Source organism: Streptomyces cacaoi, from assembly GCF_006539165.1.
GTDB lineage: Bacteria > Actinomycetota > Actinomycetes > Streptomycetales > Streptomycetaceae > Streptomyces > Streptomyces cacaoi.
In genome coordinates, this window is the sequence record NZ_BJMM01000082.1 from 1 (window position 1) to 16575 (window position 16575).

The window sequence follows — 16575 nt, forward strand, 5'->3', positions numbered from 1 at the left end:
GCGCGGCGCGGCCCCTGGGGACCGCGCCGCGCCCGTGATTCCGCCCCAGCCGGGGCCGCAGGACCGCTGACGGCGGTCCGTCCGTGCCCGGAGGCCGGGAGATCAGAACGGCAGGGACTCGCCCTGTACCGCCTGGATGTCCAGGTCGACCCGGAGCGTCGTGCCGATGGCGGCGATGCCCGCGGCGACGACCTGGTTGTAGTTCATCTGGAAGTCCTCGCGCCGCAGTTCGGCCGTGGCACGGAAGGCGGCGCGGGTGCCGCCCCACGGGTCGGGCCCCGAGCCGAGGTACGTGAGGTCGAGGTCGACCTCGCGTTCGACGCCGTGCATCGCCAGATAGCCGTGCACCGTCCAGCGGTCCGTGCCCGCCGCGTCGATGCCGGTGCTGCGGTAGGTGATGTCCGGGTACGTCTCGACGTTGAGGAAGTCGCCCGAGCGCAGGTGCTGGTCGCGCATGGCGTTGCCGGTGTCGATGCTGTTCGTCTTGATGACGGCCTCGACGGCGGACTTCTCGGGGGTCTCGGAGATCTCGATCCGGCCGGAGAACTCGGTGAAGCGGCCGTGCACGCTGGAGATTCCCAGGTGCTGTGCGGTCGCGGCGACCGAGGAGTGCATCGGGTCGATGGTCCACGGGCCCGGCGGGGGCAGCTCCACCCCGCCCTGGCGGGCCAGCACCAGGGTGCCCAGGTCGGCGCGCCCGGAGGCGGTGACCATGGCGGTGGAGGCGGCCGGCGCGTAGCCGACGGCGGTCGCGATCACCGTGTAGGCGCCCGGCGCCAGCGGTTCGTTGCTGCGGACGGCGCCTTCGCCGTCGGCCTCGGCGCGCAGTACCTGTGTGCCCGTCATGTCGGTCACGGTCAGCACCGCGTGCTGGACGGCCCAGCCGTCGCGGGTGCGTACCCGCGCCCGTACGCCTGCCCCGTCCGGGGCGCCGGCACCGGCCCGGCCTTCGCTTGCCCAGCCTGTCATCTCTCTCCTGCTCCTTCTCGCATACGACGGGCCCCGGCCCCACGGCGGCGAGCCGTCCCTTGCCCGCACACGCTCTCCGCGGATGCCGGGGCCCTTCCCCGGGCCGGGCCCTGCGGCGCGCGCTCCGCTCAGTCCGCGCGCCGGAGGCCCGGGGGGTCACTCGTCCGGGTGGTGCAACTCGATGTCGTACGCGTCCACTCCGGGTCCGGTCACGTGCAGCGCGTTCGCCTGGGGCGGGTAGCCGCTGGCGATGACCGAGTAGTCGCCGGCGTCCAGGTCGGTGAAGGCGTAGGCGCCGTCCTCACCGGTGGTGGACGTGGCGATGACGTTGCCGGCCGCGTCGACGAGCGTCACGCGGGCGTCCGGCAGGGGGGTGCGGCCCGATCCGGCGAGCACCGTGCCGGTGACGCGGGCGCCGGCCGCCAGGTCGACGTCGAGCCGGGTGACGCCCTGGCCCTGGACCTCGACCGGGATGGCGGTGGGCCGGAAGCCGGCCGCGTTCACCGCGACGGTGAAGGTGCCGGTGACCAGCTCGTCGAACCGGTAGTCGCCCTGCTCGCCGGTGATACCGGTGGCGAGCACCTCGCCGCGGACGTCGGTGACGACGACCATCGCGCCCTGGACGGCGCTGCCGTCCGCCAGGTTGCGCACCTGGCCGGCGAGGCCGCTGGTGCCGGACAGCAGCAGGTCGTGCCCGAGCGGCTGTTCACCGATCACGACGGTGGACGCCTGCGGCTGGTGGCCGTCGGCCGCCGCGATCAGCACGTAGCTGCCGGCGCCCGGGGTGTCCAGGCTGTAGGAGCCGTCGTCGTGCGTCACGGAACGGCCGAGCTGGCGGCCGCTGAGCGAGATCAGCGTGACGGCGGCGCGGGCCACGCCGATGCCGTCGGCGTTGCGGACGGTGCCGTACACCCCGGGGCCGCTCGGCGGCATGGGTGCGGCGGGTTGTGCTGCGGCCATGGCCGCGTACTCCTTCAACTGCTGGGTGGGGTCACCCTGCGGTGCGGGGTGGCCGTTGGCGGTGGCCGCGCCGACGGGGGCGACGGCCGGCTGCTCGGCGGTGCGCTCGACGGCCGGGACCTCGGCGTTCGCCGGGGCGCTGTCGTCGTCGGTCTGGTCCATGCCGGAGGAGGTACGCAGCGGCACCTCCTTGATGAACAGGACGCACAGCAGGCCCAGGAAGGCGATGGGCGCGGCGTACAGGTAGATGTCGCCGATGCCGTGGCCGTAGGCGCTCTCCACGACGGTGCGCACCGGCCCGGGCAGCTTGTCCAGGTCGGGCAGGGCGCTGCCGCCGCCGCCCGTGGCGCCGCCGCCGGGCTTGATGCCGAGCTTGGCGAAGCCGTCCTCCATGAAGTGGGTGATCCGGGTGGAGAGCACGGCACCGAGCGCCGAGACACCGACCGCACCGCCCAGGGAACGGAAGAAGTTCACCGTGGAGCTGGCCGACCCGAGGTCCTTGGCCGACACCTGGTTCTGGGTGGCCAGCACCAGGTTCTGCATCATCATGCCGACGCCGAGGCCGAGCAGGGCCATGAAGATGGCCATGTGCCAGTACACGGTGTCGTAGCGCAGCGTGCCGAGCAGGCCCATGCCCGCGGTCATCAGCACACCGCCGGCGATCAGGAAGCGCTTCCACTTGCCGGTGCGGCTGATGATCTGGCCGGAGACGGTGGTGGAGACGAACAGTCCGGCGATCATCGGGATCGTCATGACGCCCGCCATCGTCGGCGACTTGCCGCGCGCCAGCTGGAAGTACTGGCTGAGGAAGACGGTCGCGCCGAACATCGCGATACCGACGAACAGCGAGGCGACGGAGGCCAGCGAGATGGTGCGGTTGCGGAACAGCCGCAGCGGGATGATCGGTTCCTTGGCCTTCGACTCGACGAGGATGAAGATCAGCGCGAGCACGATGGCGCCGCCGACCATGGCACCGGTCTGCCAGGACATCCAGTCGTACTTGTCACCGGCGAAGGTGACCCACAGCAGCAGGGTGCAGGCCGCGGCGGCGATGAAGAACGCGCCGAGCCAGTCGACCTTGACGTCCCGCTTCACGACGGGCAGGTGCAGCGTCTTCTGGAGCACGATCAGGGCGATCACGGCGAACGGGACGCCCACGTAGAAGCACCAGCGCCAGCCGAGCCAGCTGGTGTCGGTGATCACGCCGCCGAGCAGCGGGCCGCCGACGGTGGCGAGCGCGAAGGTCGCGCCGAGGTAGCCGCTGTAGCGGCCGCGCTCGCGCGGGGCGATCATCGCGGCCATGATCGTCTGGGCCAGGGCGGAGAGACCGCCCATGCCTATGCCCTGGAAGACCCGGAACGTGATCAGCATGCCGGGGTTCTGCGACAGTCCGGCACCGCACGAGGACAGGACGAAGAGCACCAGCGCGATCTGGACCAGCGCCTTCTTGCTGGTCAGGTCGGCCAGCTTGCCCCACAGCGGGGTCGAGGCGGTCATCGCCAGCAGCGAGGCCGTCACCACCCAGGTGTAGGCGCTCTGGCTGCCGTTCAGGTCGGAGATGATCTTGGGAAGCGCCGTGGAGACGATCGTCGACGACAGGATCGCGACGAACATGCCGAGCAGCAGCCCGGACAGCGCTTCCATGATCTGACGGTGTGTCATCGGTGCCCCGGACGGGGCCTGCGAAGCGGCTGAGGCCGAAGTCGAGGGGGTCGGCTGCGCGTGCCCGTGGGCCGCGTGCCGTGCCCCGCCGCCGGCCGCGTGCACGGCGTCGCGAGGCCCCCCAGCCGGGGGCTGGGGTCGGGTCGTTGCCATTCGGCGTCCTTACGTAACTCTCAGTGCGGAACGGTGGTCTTCGTTTCGTGGTGGGGGCCGCTTGCGCGGCAGTCCCCGAAGCTGGCACGCAGCTGGGTGAGCAGTTCCGTGAGGCGGGCGACGTCGGTGTCGCTCCAGTCCTGCATGCGGGCCTCCAGGAGCTCGACGGTCCGTGTCGAGAGGTCCTGTAGGAACTGCTCGCCCGCCTCGCTGAGCCGCAGCAGGCGGGAGCGCCCGTCCTGGGGGTCGGGGTGGCGCTCGATCCAGCCCCGGTCGGCGACGTACGTCACGTGGCGGCTGGTGACCGACATGTCGATGGCCAGCAGCTCCGCCAGCTTGCTGGTGCGCATCTCCCCGTGCTTGCTCAGAAGCATCAGTACCCCCGCCGATGCGGGCGGGCATTCCGGGGGCAGACCCCGGGCCATCTCGCGTTTGACGGCCCCTATGGCGCTGAGCTGCCGTGCCAGCTCCTCGTACTGACTACGTTCGGCCATCTCTACCCCATGAACTTGTTGCTTAGGGCAACCATAGGATCAGTTGATTGCTGAAGGCAAATTGATTCCGGGCATCGGCGGCAAACAATCCTTAAAGGTTGGGTGTGCGGTACACCAAGGCCCTGCGGAGGGGGCTGAGGAGTGAGTAATGCCCTGGTGGGCGAGTGCTGCGGCGAGACGTAAGTGGCGTCTGCTCACCGAGAGTTGTCGACCGAACACGGTGCGGTCCGGCGGTGAGGGGCGGCGCTCAGCGGTCCGACCGGAGCCGGGCCGGGTGGGAGCTGCCCGCGCGAGCCGCCCGGAGCGAGCGGTGCTCTTCCCCTTCCGTGCGCGTACCCGTCCGCGCCCGTGCCCCGTCCGTGCGCGTGCGCCCCCGCGTGCGGGCGCGCGCGAGGGCGGTCACCGGGACGGGCAGGGGCGGAGGAAGGGGAACGCCGAGGGGGGAATGCTGAAGGGAGCGCCGAGGGGAACGTCCGAGGGGACGCGGCAGGAGCCGGGCGGACAGTCGGAACGGGCGGCCGGGTGGCGCCTGTTGGGGAGCCGGACGGTGGGGCCGGTTGGTGTGGGCCGGGGCTGTGTGCGGGTGCGGGGTTCGCTAGTGTCCTGCCCCATGGCTCACAACCCCCAGGCACCCCAGGGTCCCGAAGGACACCCGGACCCGGCAGGCAGCACCCAGATGTTCCGCGCCTTCGTCGACGAGGGCACTCCGCAGCAGCGCAGGCCGGTGGCGGAGCCGCCGGCGGGCCCGCGGGTCGGCGTGATCGTCGGCGTCGTCGTCGCGATCGTGGTCCTGGCAGGCGTCGCCTGGCTGGCGTTCGGTTAACCGTCCCCGCCGCTACGGCGCGGCCCGCGCCCCGCACGCGGCGTCACCGTTCGCACAGCCACGACCGTTCCCCGGGAGCACCACGCAAACCGTCCCACCGTCCCACCGTCCGCGAAGCCGGTCCTCGCGTCCGGCAGTTGAGCCGCTCCGGCCCCGACTGCCGCTCTGCGAGGACCTTTTCGTTCCCGCGACGCTCCCGCACGGTTCCCGCATCGTGCCCGCGATGCCGGCCGGAGGGCACCCGTCCGCGCCGGGCTCACTTCCAGCCCGTCAGCTTCATGTCCTTCGTCTCGATGTGCATACCGAGCGGGACACGCCATGCGTCGACGCACAGCTTCCAGGTCTTGGTGCGGGACGCGCCTGCCTCGATCGGTACGGGCAGCTCGCGGGTGCTGGTGCGGGTGGCCCAGTCGACGCCGAGCCCGCCGATGATGTGGGTGCCGAAGGTGACGCTCCCCTCGGTGACGGCCGTCCCCCCGGTGTTGCGGAACCGCACCGTGACCTTCTCGCACCAGCGGACATCCGTCTCGGCGCGCTCGATCTTCCCGGCCTCCAGCACGGCCGGCCGTGCGGGGCCGCCGCCTTCGCCGCCCCCGTCACCGTCCTCGCCGTCGCTCCCGCCCGGCGTCTGCCCGCCCGGGGAGTCCGGGGTGTCCGGGCCCGCACCGTCCTGACCGGAGGAGGGGGCTGCGCCGGAACCTCCGGGCGCGCCCGGGGAGTCGGCGTCCCGGTCGGCACCGCCGTCGCCGCTGCCGCCGCCGTTCTTCCGGTACGCCGCCGTGCCGTCGTCGTCGGCGGAGCCGCTGTCGGGGCCGTCCGCCGTGCCGGAGGCGTCCGTGCGCCCCGGCTTGTCGTGCGCTGCCGCGCCGTCGTCCTTCCCCGGCAGCGGCACCAAGGTGACGCCGTCCTCGGGGCGTTGATTGCCCTGACCGGCGTCCTTCGAGGCCGCCGCCCCGCCCGCCGCCACATAGCCCTCGCGTCCGTCGGCACAACCCGCGGTCAGCAGCGCGGTGCCGGCGCAGATCAGACACAGAAGAGCCGCCGAGGCGTTCTTCGGTCCGCCCCGGCGGCTCGTCCTGCCGGTCGTCGGCGTCCGCTCACCCGTTCCATGGCTGTGCATGGTGCCTGTCCCATGGCTCCGCATGGCGGCAGTGTGGCTGACGCCTCGTCAGAAGTGAACCCTGTGTCTTTGGTGTTCCTCCGGCCCGTCGTACGTATCCCCCGCAGCACTCGGCCCTCCCCGCGTGCTCATCCGGCCGTGCTCCTGAGTGGTCATTCTTCTGCGATCAGCCCCTCGCGCAGCTGCGCCAGCGTGCGGGTCAGCAGCCGGGAGACGTGCATCTGGGAGATGCCGACCTCCTCACCGATCTGCGACTGCGTCATGTTGGCGAAGAAGCGCAGCATGATGATCTGCCGCTCCCGCGGGGGGAGTTTGGCCAGCAGCGGCTTGAGGGACTCGCGGTACTCGACGCCCTCCAGCGCGGTGTCCTCGTAGCCGAGCCGGTCGGCCAGCGAGCCCTCGCCGCCGTCGTCCTCCAGGGACGGCGAGTCCAGCGAGGAGGCCGTGTAGGCGTTGCCGACGGCCAGCCCGTCGACCACGTCCTCCTCGGACACCCCGAGGCAGGTGGCCAGTTCGGTGACGGTCGGGGAGCGGTCCAGGGTCTGCGACAGCTCGTCGCTCGCCTTGGTGAGCGCCAGCCGCAGCTCCTGGAGCCGCCGCGGCACCCGCACCGACCAGGAGGTGTCCCGGAAGAAGCGCTTGATCTCCCCGACGACGGTCGGCATCGCGAACGTGGGGAATTCCACGCCCCGTTCGCAGTCGAACCGGTCGATCGCCTTGATCAGACCGATCGTTCCGACCTGGACGATGTCCTCCATCGGCTCGTTGCGGCTGCGGAAGCGGGCAGCCGCGTACCGCACGAGTGGGAGGTTCAGCTCGATGAGCGTGTCCCGGACGTAGGTGCGCTCGGCGCTCGGTGCCGTGTCCGGGGACTCGGCTGCGGCTTTGTCGAGCGCGGCGAGCCGCAGGAAGAGGGAGCGCGAGAGAGTGCGGGTGTCGATCGCCTCGTCGCTCACCACCCCCGCGTTTTCGGCGAGTTCGTGCGGTGCGCTGGACGGTTCGGGGTAGCCGACGGGGTCCTGCGGGACCGCAGTGTCGGCGTTCTCGGCGAGCACCTTCGAGCTGCCCAGTTCTACGGACATGCCACCCCCTTGAGGTCGCGGACGGTCGCTGCGGCGCCCTCGGCAGAGGGAAGCACTCTCCCCTCCCTACCGGGAGCACCACTGCGGCAAACGCAGCTCTTGCAGAATGTCACAAGTAGGCAACACGACGTAGCCTCATGTCGATAAAACTGCACGGATGAGGGTGCTGAGGCTGTGAGAAGGGTCGCGTTCCCCGGCGGGGGCGCACGCGCCGGGGCCCTCGGGGCGCGGGCTGGGCGCGCCCTCGGGGTACGGCCTAGGCGTCGATCCGATTCGCCGCGCGGAGCCGGGCGAAGCTGCGGGAGAGCAGCCGGGAGACGTGCATCTGCGAGACGCCCAGCTCCGCGCTGATCTGCGACTGCGTCAGATTCCGGTAGTAGCGCAGCAGCAGGATCCGCTGTTCGCGCTCCGGCAGTTGCACGAGGAGATGGCGGACGAGGTCACGGTGTTCGACCCCGTCGAGTTCGGGGTCCTCGTAGCCGAGCCGGTCCAGCAGACCCGGCATACCGTCCTCACGCTCCTGTGCGGCCTCCAGCGAGGTCGCCCGGTAGGCCCGGCCCGCCTCGATGCAGGCCAGCACCTCCTCCTCGGTGATCTTCAGCCGCTCGGCGATCTCGGCGGTGGTGGGCGACCGGCCGTGCTGCGTGGTGAGGTCCTCGGTCGCGCCGCTGACCTGGACCCACATCTCGTGCAGCCGGCGGGGCACGTGCACGGTGCGGACGTTGTCGCGGAAGTAGCGGCGGATCTCGCCGACGATCGTCGGCATGGCGAAGGTCGGGAACTGCACGCCGCGGCTCGCGTCGAACCGGTCGATGGCGTTGATCAGGCCGATCGTTCCGACCTGGACGACGTCCTCCATGGGCTCGTTGCGGCTGCGGAAACGTGCCGCCACATAGCGGACGAGCGGGAGGTTGGCCTCGATCAGGGCGCACCGGATGCGTTCGTACTCGGCGGAACCGGACTCGTGCCCGGCCAGCTCCTCGAACAGCGACTGGGTGAGCGCCCGGGTGCGCGCCGCTCGCTCGCGCTGCGCCTCAGCGGGCGTACGCGGGGTCTCGGAGGGCTGCTCCCCGGTGTCCTGGGATCCCGCGGCGTCCTGAGCGCTCCGGGCGTCCTGAGCGGGCGCCGGGCGGGCCGTGCCGGACGCGCGGCGGGCTCCTGGTGCGGTGCGGGTCGGGGGCGGGGAGGGGGAGGTTGCGGGGGCTGCGGACGGCGGCGCCTCTGTGTCGCCGGAGGGAGTCTGGGTGGGGGTACCGGTCCCGTCCACTCAGCCACCACCCCTTCACGGTTAACGGTGCAGAACAGTCCTGGTCGGTCATTCATCCGCCAAAAGCGGTCATAGCATCACAAGACATGTGCACCGTGTGCAAGCACCGCCTCACTCCGTGTTGCCGTGCCGAACGGGGTCAACTTCCGCCGTACAAGGGCGAGTACGCCGGCCGGAAGGGCGGACCGGAACCCTCCGCCGCCGCGCGCGCAGGGGCGGCCCCGGGGCGCACGACGGGGTGCGCGGGGTACGGGGTGAGCAGGTGTCAGTTCACCAGCGAGGTCATGAACTTGCCGACGGCCTGGGCCGCGTCGGAGATCCCCTCGAAGCCCACCTGGACGAGGTCCGCCGCGCGCTCGGGGGACGTGATGATTGTGTACAGCACGAAGACCACAAGCCCGTACAACACGACCTTCTTCGCCTGTGCCATCGTCTGCCCCTCCCCCGGGTGGTGCGTTCCCCGAATCCCTGTACGCCTGCGCGGCTGTGTGAGTGTAACGGGAAGCTCACGGCTGATGATCGCTCACCGTAGTCGCCCTCGGCGCTCCCGCGCAGGACGCCCCATCAGAAACTTGCGTACCGGAGGGGGCGGATCCGCGGGCCGGAGCGGCGCTGCCGTGCACCGGGGGGCGGGAGAGGACGCGGGGGGGGAGGGAGGGAGAGGAGGAGCGGAGAGGAAGGCCGGGAGGCCGCTGAGAGCCGCTCAGCGGCGTGCGGCTCAGCGGCGTGCGGCTCAGGGCACCAGGACGGTCTTTCCGCGGTTGCCGCCCGCGCGGTGCCGGGCCACGGCGTCCGGCCCCCGCTCCAGCGGCGCCTCGCTCTCGACCGGAACCGTCACCCGCCCGCCGTCGATCTCCTGCGCGAGCCGGACGAGCAGATCGGCGGAGGCGGCCAGCTGGAAGTTGAGGCCCTCCACGCCCCGTTCGTACAGCGCGTCCGGTGTGGCGGCACCGAGCGTGGAGACCGCCACACCGCCGTCCCGGACCAGCGCGGCCCCGGCGTCGAACGCGTCCGGCGTCGCGGAGGCCAGATCGACGAGAGCGTCCACCCCGCGCGGATACTCGGTGCGCACCGCGTCCACCAGGGCCCGCTCCCGCACGTCGACGGTGAGCGCCGCGCCGAACGAGGCCATCCGCTGCTCGTCGTGTCCGTGCGTGGCGGCCACGACACGCAGATCGTGCGCGGCGGCGAGCTGCGTCAGAAAGCTGCCGACACCGCCGGCGGCGCCGATGATCAGCAGACTCTCGTAGCCGCGCAGCGCCGCCACATCGATGATGCCCAGCGCCGTCATACCCGCCGTGGGGGCGGCGGCCGCCGCCGTCAGCGACAGGGACGAGGGCGCCGCCGCGACCGCCGCCGCCTCGTTCACGACGACGTACTCGGCCCAGGTGCCCCGGCCGACCGGATCGCTGATGACCTGCCCGTACACCCCGTCCCCGGGCTGGAACCGCCGCGCCTGGGGCCCGTTGCTCTCCACGACCCCCGCGAAGTCGACCCCCATGACCAGGGGGAAGCTGTAGGGGAGCGCCCCCTCCAGCATGCCGTCGGCGATCTTCCAGTCCAGCGGATTGATACCCGCGGCGCCGACCTTGACCAGCACCTCGCCCTCGTCGGGCACCGGCCGCGCCGCCTCCAGCAGCTCGGGCCGCCCCTTCGTCTCCCGCACACCCACAGCACGCATGACGAACTCCCTGCTCCCCCCGACCGGGACAGGCCGCGCTCCTCAACGTACGCCAGGGCCGGGCACTCCGCAGTCGGAGAGGCCGAGGGCGCCCTGCTCCGGCGGCACACCGGGAAGCGGGGCGGCGCGCGGCCGCAGCGCACATGGCGAAGGGCCGGACCCCGTGGGATCCGGCCCTTCGCCGATACGAGCGGTAGCGGTGGGATTTGAACCCACGGAGGAGTTGCCCCCTCACTCGCTTTCGAGGCGAGCTCCTTCGGCCGCTCGGACACGCTACCGAGAGGAACTCTAGCCCACTCGGGCCCGTGGGCCGAAATCGGTGTGCCGGGCCCGGTCCTGACGCAGGTCACGGCGGCGGAATCGCTGCCCGGGTCACGGCGTCGTGCGGCGGCCCGGGCGGAAGAAGCCGGTGAGGAGCGCGGCGCTCTCGGGGGCCAGGACGCCGCCGATCACCTCGGGGCGGTGGTTGAGCCGGCGGTCGCGGACCACGTCCCACAGCGAGCCCGCCGCGCCCGCCTTCGCGTCGGCGGCCCCGTAGACGACGCGCTCCACCCGGGAGAGGACGGCGGCCCCCGCGCACATCGTGCAGGGCTCCAGGGTGACGACGAGGGTGCAGCCCGTCAGCCGCCAGGCGTCGCCCCGGGTGTGTGCGGCGGCCCGCAGCGCGAGCACCTCGGCGTGTGCGGTGGGGTCGCCGTCGGCCTCGCGGGCGTTGTGTCCCCGGCCCAGCACGGCGCCGTCCGGCCCCAGGACGAGCGCACCGACCGGGACGTCCCCGGTGCCGGGCGCGAGCGCGGCCTCGTCGAGCGCGCGGCGCATCGCGGGCTCCCAGGGCGTGCGCACCGGGTCGGGCGCGTCGGCAGGGACGGACGGGTCGGGGTCGGACGGGCCGGGGCCACCGGGCGAGGCCGGTGCGGCGTCGGGCGCGGGCGTCATGTGCACAAGTCTCGCCCGGCCGGGGTGCTGACTGCGCGTGGCCAGGGCGCAGACGTCCGCGGGGGCGTGGAGCCGCCGCTCGTGCCACGTGCCGGGCTGAGGAGAGCCGGGCGGGTCGGCGGTCGGCCGCGGGGTGGGGACCGGGTGGTTTCCGGGGGGGGGCGGAAGAGGGCGCGGACGAGTGCGGCCCCCGGGCCTCGTGGGAGGGCCGGGGGCCTTGGTGGAGCGGGGCGCCGGGGTGGCCGGTCGGTGCCGGGCCCGGCGCCCGGGTCAGCGGACGGCTTCGAGGACGTCGGTGCAGCCGAGCGCGTCGGCGATCTCGCTCAGCGCGTCCTCCGGGGTGAGGGAGAGCAGGGCCTTGTTCTCCATGCCGAGGTCGGCCAGGAGGGCGGAGTCGCCCAGCGGACCGACCGGGGCCGCCTCCTCGTCGGTGGCGGAGCCGGCTGCCCCGCCCTCGTCGTCCCCGTCTCGTTCCGGCTCGCCGTCCTCGGTGCCGTCGAGGTCGACGAGCTGGTCCAGCGCGGCCGGGTCCTCCGGCTCGCGGCCCAGCAGTTCGTCGGAGAGCAGCAGCTCCCCGTAGGAGCTGCGCATCGCGGCGGCGGCGTCGGAGACGAAGACGCGGGGGTCGTCCTCGCCGTCCACGCGGACGACGCCGAACCACTCGCCCTCCTGCTCGATGCAGACCAGCACTGTCTCGTCGTCGGTAGTGGCCTCGCGGGCCAGGTCGGCCAGGTCGGCCAGGGTTTCCACATCGTCCAGCTCTGTGTCGCTCGCTTCCCACCCGTCTTCGGTGCGCGCGAGCAGCGCGGCGAAATACACCGTGACTCTCCCACTGATTCCTCAAGTGCCCGAGTTGACGAGGACCGTGCCCCGCCCCATCGGAATCGTGGCAGAAACCCGCGCTGTGCGAAGGGTCTTCGACAGTGCGTCGTCCCGGTCTTTGCCCTTGTGTTCACCCCGGCGTTGCCTGCGACGACGTACCGGAATCGCCCCGTCACGGCTGGTTATCCGGAAGTGCTCCGGTGTGTGCCGGGTCTCACCAGCGGAAGGTGCGCATCAGCAGGGCCTGGCGACGCATACGGGCCTCCCGGGCGCGGCGGGGCCGGACCCGCTCGCGCAACTGCCGTGCCTCGTTCAGCTCTCGGAGAAAGCGGGCCCGGCGACGCAGCCGTTCCGCGTCGGTGACCTGCTGTCGCGCGTGGTGGACGGACGACGGCGGCCGCGCCGACTCCCGCGCGTCGACGGGTTCTTGTGCTTCCGGCATGTGGACACCTCCTGGGTACCTGCCCCCATTCCCCTGTCTGCCGGGCGTACGCCGGGGCGGACCGGGCGGGTTCCGTGCGGCGGGGCTCGGATACTGTCGAACCATGCGGACCCACGTCGTCGACCACCCGACGATCCATTAGGACACAAGAGAGGCGAACACCCTTGCCCCAGCACAACCCCCTGTTCGACGGCAGGTCCGACGGCAAACCGCTACGGGTCCTGGCTGCGCTCCGCATCTCGCTCGACGACGACGCCAGCACTTCCATCGAGCGCCAGTGGGAGGAGTACCGCCAGTGGGCGAAGCAGTACCCCGGCGTCACCCTGGTGAAGGCGACCGAGGACCGATCCGTCTCCGGCTCGATCGACCTCAAGGACCGACCGCAGCTCGGGCCCTGGCTCACCCATGACAAGCGAGACGAGTGGGATGCGATATGGGTCAGCACCCAGGACCGTCTCGGCCGAGACGACCTCCACTTCATGGCGTTCCTCAAGGACGTGCTCGACTGGCAGAAGCTGATCTACGTCGGCGACGATTCCGCCTTCGACATCTCCACCGAAACCGGTCGACTGATCGCGTACGCCAAGGCGACGCAAGCTGCTGGTGAGCTGCGGAAGATCCGGGAGCGAGCCCAAAAGTCCCGGGACTACCTTCGTCGTCACGGCCTGTGGCCTGGCGGGAATCTCCCGTTCGGTTACAAGCCGGTACAGATCATCGTCGGCGAGAAGATCCACTACAAACTCGGCCAGGAGAAGACGTACTCGAAGCTGCTGCGGAAGATTCGGGAGCAGATCGTCAGGGACAAAACGCCTATCCGGCAGATCGCAGCCCAGCTCACCAGCGACGAGATTCTTACCTGGAAGGATTACGAGGCGACGCTGCCGCCGCTCCCCGGAGCCAGGAAGAAGAAGCGCGAGCCCAAGGGAGCCGCCTGGCACCCCTCCGCCATCGCAGCCCTGTTCAAGAACGTCGCCTGCATTGGCTGGGTCACCTACACGGACAAGACCACGGGCAAGGTCAGAATCGCCGAGCTCGACAACGGTGATCCGGTCATGTTCACGGACGAGCCGATCCTCACCGAAGCGGAGCGGGAGGAAGTGCTCGCGGTCATTGAGGAGCGGGGCAGCAAGCCGCTGCGCGCGCGGAGCGAGGTGTCTCGCGAATCCGGTGTGGGCAGGTGCGGCGAGTGCGGTGAGGGCCTGACGATCAACCGCGTCACTCACAGGCTCAAGAGCGGGCTCAAGCGATATGAGCGGTACCGCTGTGCTTCTTCCACCAAGGCCATCGCGTGCCCGGAGCCGGCCTACATCGAGAAGGATCTCCTCGGTGGCTTCGTGGACTCCTCCATCCTGACGCAGCTCGGGGACAAGCAGGAGGTCCGCATCAAGAAGCAGAAGGGCGACGACCCGCGGCCGGAGCTGGAGAAGTACCGGACCCGGCTGGACCGAGTCGAGAAGGAGGACGAGGAGGGCCTGTACGACGACGACCGCGAGTCCTACTTCAAGAAGCGGAAGAGCCTGCTGGCCAAGATCAAGGAGCTGGAGGCGAAGCCCGTCATCCCCGACACGGTGGAGTACGAGTTCACCGGCCGTACCTTCGGGCAGAAGTGGCAGGGGATGACCAGCTCCGAGCAGCGTGAGTACCTGATCGCCCACAACGTGGTCATCGGCGCGTGGCGCTCGGGGCAGATCGAGTCGCAGCGGGCGGCCTTCATCTGGTTCGGGGACCTGGTCAAGGCAGCGAACGCCATGGGCGTCGAGGCGACGCCGAGCGATACTCCGTTGTGGGGCTTCGACCGGCTGAACCTGACTCCGGAGCAGGAACAAAAGGCTCGGGAGTTGGTTGCGGAGACGTTGCCGGAAGGCGAAAAGGCCCCCTTCTGAACGGAGAGCTGGGGGAGACTGTGCCCATGTACACATCGATGACGCCGGCCGAGTTTCGCGAGATGACTCGCACGGTGGAGCTCACTGGCTGGATCATGGCCGAGTTGAAGGCTGGAAAGTCCGCGGACGAGATCGCGGCGGACCTGAACGCTTCGGGCACTCGGCGTCCGTCGTGGCCGCGGAAGCGGTCTCGCTTGCGGCTGACGCCGAGGGAGACGGAAGACGGGCAGACGGTGTACGCCATCGGCGCGGTGCGCTGACGTCCTAGATCATCAGCAGCCCCACCACCGAAAGGTGACGGGGCTGCTGATGGTTGGGACAGGAGCGTCGCGCTACTCCTGCTCGGGGGCGTACGCGGTTTGCGCGGCCTGGTCGGGCTCCACCTGGGATGTGGAGGCAGTGGGCAGCCCTGTTGCTCAATCGAAAACCCGTCAACTCCCTTACAGAACCCCAACGTTGGACTGTCAAACGGGCGGCACTTCGCTAAAGTGCGGCTGTGGGTTCCCGTCGAAGGGGATGGTGCGCGGATGGGCGAGGACATGGTGACCCAGGTCCATGTCAAAGACGGCGCGGTGTGGGCTGGGGGGGATGCATACCCTCTGCGGAACATCTCGCACGTAGGTCGGCGCAGTCTGCCCCCCGTGCAGAGGAACTACCAGGCGCAGCGAGAGCGCCTCACCAAAAGGATCAGAAACATTGCGATCTGGGGCGGCCTTCTGTGCCTCGTCACGGGGGGCGTAGCCACTCCCGTTGTCGGCTGGATGCTCTGGGAGGTGAACCGGCAACGGAGTCAGTTGGTTGATGTGGATCTCCCGGGGCTGCATGCGCTGATCATCAGCACTGCTGGCACCCAGCAGGAGACTGTCTGGAGTGCTGACGCGCAGCAGATCGACTACATCGCGCGGCAGATTACTGAAGCGATCAGACGGCCCGACGTCATCCACAACAACACCTACAACATCCACAAGCCTGTTAATTTCCAGACGGTGAATAAGCACTACAAATTCATTCAGGAGGGGAATGGCAATATTGGCTTTGCTAGTTCCTCTGGTACCGGCAATATTACGGCGGGTGGATAATGGGTGAGTCATTCATTCAGCGCGGGCGGGGAAACATCGGTCAGGCGATCCACTACGGTGCCGGCGACATCGTGGCGGGAGGGAAGACGGTTGGCTCAGCCGACCCCAAAGAAGCCGCGATCAGCGAACTCCTTGCGGCGATCGCTGAGGTGCGCGAGCACTTGGACGACGTGCGTCGTGCAGAGATCGAGGCGGCGGCCCAGGAGGTCCGACCGGAGCGTACGAGGCAGGAACTGGAGGGCCCGCTTACGCGGATTGGCGGGATTGCTGCTCTTGTCGGGTCTGTCGGGGGCCCCGTGATCAGCGCCGTCCAGTCTGTCGTCGCTGCATTTTCTGGCTGAGCTCGTCGCGGTTCTCACTGACCAGTGCGCCACGGGAGTGCACGCTATCCGCCCCCGCGGGAAGCAGGGGGGGCCAAGATGAGCGGAAGCGGTTGGCACCCCTGCGTGCCCGTCGTCCTGACCGGAACCGAGCGCCTCCGAGTCGGCGCCGCTTCTGTGCGACTAGTCGGTGGGACGGGTGAAGTGGCGTCGGCTGGCCCATCGCGTGCGACGAAGGCTGGCTCGGCAGGAGCTGGTAGCGACGCATGAATGACAAACCCCGCCAGCCCTCGTGGAGGTGGCTGGCGGGGGTTCTTGTGATCACGACGGATTACCGGGGGGCGAACTCCCCGTCCTTGGCCCCATCGACGAAGGCTCGCCACTCGGCGGCCGTGTAACGCAGAACGGTTCCCTCTGGATCTGAGGGGTTCCGCAGAGCCTTGGCGCCCAGGGGGAGATCGGCGACCTCGATGCGGTTGTGCGGGTCGCTCCCCGGTGCGCTCTTCCACACGACCTCGCTCAGGTCGAGGTCGTACAGGTCGGCCTTCTCTCGGGCTTCCATCAGGCTTCGAACGCGCCCTCGGCCGCCGCGGACACGAAGAGCTGCCAAGCGTCGCGCGTCACCCGGGCCGCCGGGAGATGCGGATTCTTGGAGTCGCGGATGGCGGTGCCGTCCACGGTCGGGATGTCGGCGACCTCGACGCAGTTGCCGTTGCCGGCTGTGTAGCTGCTCTTGCGCCACTCCGCGCCAGAGAGGTCGGCCGCGTACAGGTCGGCCATGTAGTTCATCTCAATCCCGCTCTTTCTCGATACGGTCAACCAACTCGATGCTAGCCTCTTCGGACAAGGCTGCGCTTGACAGGTTGCGGAACAAGCGGCTCA

At 70.3% G+C, this 16575-nt stretch carries 18 protein-coding genes and 1 tRNA gene; 5 read left to right on the forward strand and 14 right to left on the reverse strand.

Annotated features, from left to right (window positions below; genetic code table 11):
* Nucleotides 1-102 precede the first annotated feature (102 nt).
* From SCA03_RS32955 to SCA03_RS32965, 3 genes are all read right to left on the reverse strand, one after another.
* Complete coding sequence (locus tag SCA03_RS32955; protein WP_030886270.1) at nt 103-969, reverse strand: YceI family protein; 867 nt, start codon at nt 967-969, stop codon at nt 103-105.
* Nucleotides 970-1125: 156 nt separating this feature from the next.
* Nucleotides 1126-3591: an MFS transporter gene (locus SCA03_RS32960; protein ID WP_459565224.1), complete on the reverse strand. Its 2466-nt coding sequence runs from the start codon at nt 3589-3591 to the stop codon at nt 1126-1128.
* Nucleotides 3592-3764: 173 nt separating this feature from the next.
* The gene (locus tag SCA03_RS32965; protein WP_030886275.1) at nt 3765-4238 is read right to left on the reverse strand and encodes a MarR family winged helix-turn-helix transcriptional regulator; all 474 of its coding nucleotides are present in this window, start codon (nt 4236-4238) and stop codon (nt 3765-3767) included.
* A 610-nt stretch (nt 4239-4848) separates the two neighbouring features.
* Between SCA03_RS32965 and SCA03_RS32970 the strand changes: the two genes are divergently transcribed.
* Complete coding sequence (locus SCA03_RS32970; RefSeq protein ID WP_030886277.1) at nt 4849-5061, forward strand: hypothetical protein; 213 nt, start codon at nt 4849-4851, stop codon at nt 5059-5061.
* Nucleotides 5062-5317: 256 nt separating this feature from the next.
* Here the strand turns inward: SCA03_RS32970 and SCA03_RS35610 are convergent, their stop codons facing one another.
* The 9 genes from SCA03_RS35610 to SCA03_RS33010 all read right to left on the reverse strand — a co-directional run bounded on the left by SCA03_RS35610 (nt 5318) and on the right by SCA03_RS33010 (nt 12411).
* Nucleotides 5318-6205 carry a hypothetical protein gene (locus SCA03_RS35610; RefSeq protein WP_187767689.1) on the reverse strand — a complete coding sequence of 296 codons (888 nt, stop codon included), beginning with the start codon at nt 6203-6205 and terminating at the stop codon, nt 5318-5320.
* Nucleotides 6206-6333: 128 nt separating this feature from the next.
* The gene (locus SCA03_RS32980) at nt 6334-7263 is read right to left on the reverse strand and encodes an RNA polymerase sigma factor SigF (RefSeq protein ID WP_030886286.1); all 930 of its coding nucleotides are present in this window, start codon (nt 7261-7263) and stop codon (nt 6334-6336) included.
* 256 nt (nt 7264-7519) lie between these two features.
* Nucleotides 7520-8530: an RNA polymerase sigma factor SigF gene (locus SCA03_RS32985; RefSeq protein ID WP_230989072.1), complete on the reverse strand. Its 1011-nt coding sequence runs from the start codon at nt 8528-8530 to the stop codon at nt 7520-7522.
* Nucleotides 8531-8795: 265 nt separating this feature from the next.
* Nucleotides 8796-8960 carry a hypothetical protein gene (locus SCA03_RS35385; protein ID WP_169729728.1) on the reverse strand — a complete coding sequence of 55 codons (165 nt, stop codon included), beginning with the start codon at nt 8958-8960 and terminating at the stop codon, nt 8796-8798.
* Between the two features lie 303 nt (nt 8961-9263).
* The gene (locus tag SCA03_RS32990) at nt 9264-10211 is read right to left on the reverse strand and encodes an NADP-dependent oxidoreductase (RefSeq protein WP_030886291.1); all 948 of its coding nucleotides are present in this window, start codon (nt 10209-10211) and stop codon (nt 9264-9266) included.
* Nucleotides 10212-10402: 191 nt separating this feature from the next.
* A tRNA-Ser gene (locus tag SCA03_RS32995) sits at nt 10403-10489 on the reverse strand.
* 94 nt (nt 10490-10583) lie between these two features.
* Nucleotides 10584-11147 (reverse strand): tRNA adenosine(34) deaminase TadA, encoded by a 564-nt coding sequence (tadA, locus tag SCA03_RS33000; protein WP_086817935.1) that lies wholly within the window; start codon nt 11145-11147, stop codon nt 10584-10586.
* Between the two features lie 270 nt (nt 11148-11417).
* The gene (locus SCA03_RS33005; protein WP_030886297.1) at nt 11418-11966 is read right to left on the reverse strand and encodes a tRNA adenosine deaminase-associated protein; all 549 of its coding nucleotides are present in this window, start codon (nt 11964-11966) and stop codon (nt 11418-11420) included.
* A gap of 217 nt (nt 11967-12183) precedes the next feature.
* Nucleotides 12184-12411, reverse strand: coding sequence for a hypothetical protein (locus SCA03_RS33010; RefSeq protein ID WP_141275833.1), 228 nt, complete (start codon nt 12409-12411; stop codon nt 12184-12186).
* Nucleotides 12412-12575: 164 nt separating this feature from the next.
* On the opposite strand from SCA03_RS33010, the gene SCA03_RS33015 reads away from it, so the two are divergent.
* The 4 genes from SCA03_RS33015 to SCA03_RS33030 all read left to right on the forward strand — a co-directional run bounded on the left by SCA03_RS33015 (nt 12576) and on the right by SCA03_RS33030 (nt 15714).
* Nucleotides 12576-14294, forward strand: a complete 1719-nt coding sequence (locus SCA03_RS33015) for a recombinase family protein (RefSeq protein WP_158102240.1) — start codon at nt 12576-12578, stop codon at nt 14292-14294.
* 26 nt (nt 14295-14320) lie between these two features.
* A complete protein-coding gene (locus SCA03_RS33020) occupies nt 14321-14554 on the forward strand; it encodes a hypothetical protein (protein WP_086814204.1) in 234 nt (77 codons plus the stop codon).
* A 279-nt stretch (nt 14555-14833) separates the two neighbouring features.
* A complete protein-coding gene (locus tag SCA03_RS33025; RefSeq protein ID WP_230989073.1) occupies nt 14834-15373 on the forward strand; it encodes a DUF6232 family protein in 540 nt (179 codons plus the stop codon).
* Complete coding sequence (locus SCA03_RS33030) at nt 15373-15714, forward strand: hypothetical protein (protein ID WP_086814200.1); 342 nt, start codon at nt 15373-15375, stop codon at nt 15712-15714. Before SCA03_RS33025 ends, SCA03_RS33030 begins: the two co-directional genes overlap by 1 nt.
* A 310-nt stretch (nt 15715-16024) precedes the next feature.
* Here SCA03_RS33030 and SCA03_RS33035 read toward each other — a convergent pair whose 3' ends face one another.
* On the reverse strand, nt 16025-16255 hold the full coding sequence (locus SCA03_RS33035; protein ID WP_086814198.1) for a DUF397 domain-containing protein: 231 nt from the start codon (nt 16253-16255) through the stop codon (nt 16025-16027).
* Nucleotides 16255-16482, reverse strand: coding sequence for a DUF397 domain-containing protein (locus tag SCA03_RS33040; RefSeq protein ID WP_086814196.1), 228 nt, complete (start codon nt 16480-16482; stop codon nt 16255-16257). The genes SCA03_RS33035 and SCA03_RS33040 overlap by 1 nt, the downstream gene beginning before the upstream one ends.
* Between the last annotated feature and the right edge of the window lie 93 nt (nt 16483-16575).

What these genes read in the sequence shown, in the direction of transcription:
- SCA03_RS35610 (WP_187767689.1), bottom strand. Translation starts at nt 6,205, where the DNA reads ATGCGGAGCCATGGGACAGGCACCATGCACAGCCATGGAACGGGTGAG.
- SCA03_RS32965 (WP_030886275.1), bottom strand. Translation starts at nt 4,238, where the DNA reads ATGGCCGAACGTAGTCAGTACGAGGAGCTGGCACGGCAGCTCAGCGCC.
- SCA03_RS33025 (WP_230989073.1), top strand. Translation starts at nt 14,834, where the DNA reads ATGGTGACCCAGGTCCATGTCAAAGACGGCGCGGTGTGGGCTGGGGGG.
- SCA03_RS35385 (WP_169729728.1), bottom strand. Translation starts at nt 8,960, where the DNA reads ATGGCACAGGCGAAGAAGGTCGTGTTGTACGGGCTTGTGGTCTTCGTG.
- SCA03_RS33010 (WP_141275833.1), bottom strand. Translation starts at nt 12,411, where the DNA reads ATGCCGGAAGCACAAGAACCCGTCGACGCGCGGGAGTCGGCGCGGCCG.
- SCA03_RS32980 (WP_030886286.1), bottom strand. Translation starts at nt 7,263, where the DNA reads ATGTCCGTAGAACTGGGCAGCTCGAAGGTGCTCGCCGAGAACGCCGAC.
- SCA03_RS33020 (WP_086814204.1), top strand. Translation starts at nt 14,321, where the DNA reads ATGTACACATCGATGACGCCGGCCGAGTTTCGCGAGATGACTCGCACG.
- SCA03_RS32990 (WP_030886291.1), bottom strand. Translation starts at nt 10,211, where the DNA reads ATGCGTGCTGTGGGTGTGCGGGAGACGAAGGGGCGGCCCGAGCTGCTG.
- SCA03_RS32970 (WP_030886277.1), top strand. Translation starts at nt 4,849, where the DNA reads ATGGCTCACAACCCCCAGGCACCCCAGGGTCCCGAAGGACACCCGGAC.
- tadA (WP_086817935.1), bottom strand. Translation starts at nt 11,147, where the DNA reads ATGACGCCCGCGCCCGACGCCGCACCGGCCTCGCCCGGTGGCCCCGGC.
- SCA03_RS32960 (WP_459565224.1), bottom strand. Translation starts at nt 3,591, where the DNA reads ATGACACACCGTCAGATCATGGAAGCGCTGTCCGGGCTGCTGCTCGGC.
- SCA03_RS33040 (WP_086814196.1), bottom strand. Translation starts at nt 16,482, where the DNA reads ATGAACTACATGGCCGACCTGTACGCGGCCGACCTCTCTGGCGCGGAG.
- SCA03_RS33030 (WP_086814200.1), top strand. Translation starts at nt 15,373, where the DNA reads ATGGGTGAGTCATTCATTCAGCGCGGGCGGGGAAACATCGGTCAGGCG.
- SCA03_RS33035 (WP_086814198.1), bottom strand. Translation starts at nt 16,255, where the DNA reads ATGGAAGCCCGAGAGAAGGCCGACCTGTACGACCTCGACCTGAGCGAG.
- SCA03_RS32955 (WP_030886270.1), bottom strand. Translation starts at nt 969, where the DNA reads ATGACAGGCTGGGCAAGCGAAGGCCGGGCCGGTGCCGGCGCCCCGGAC.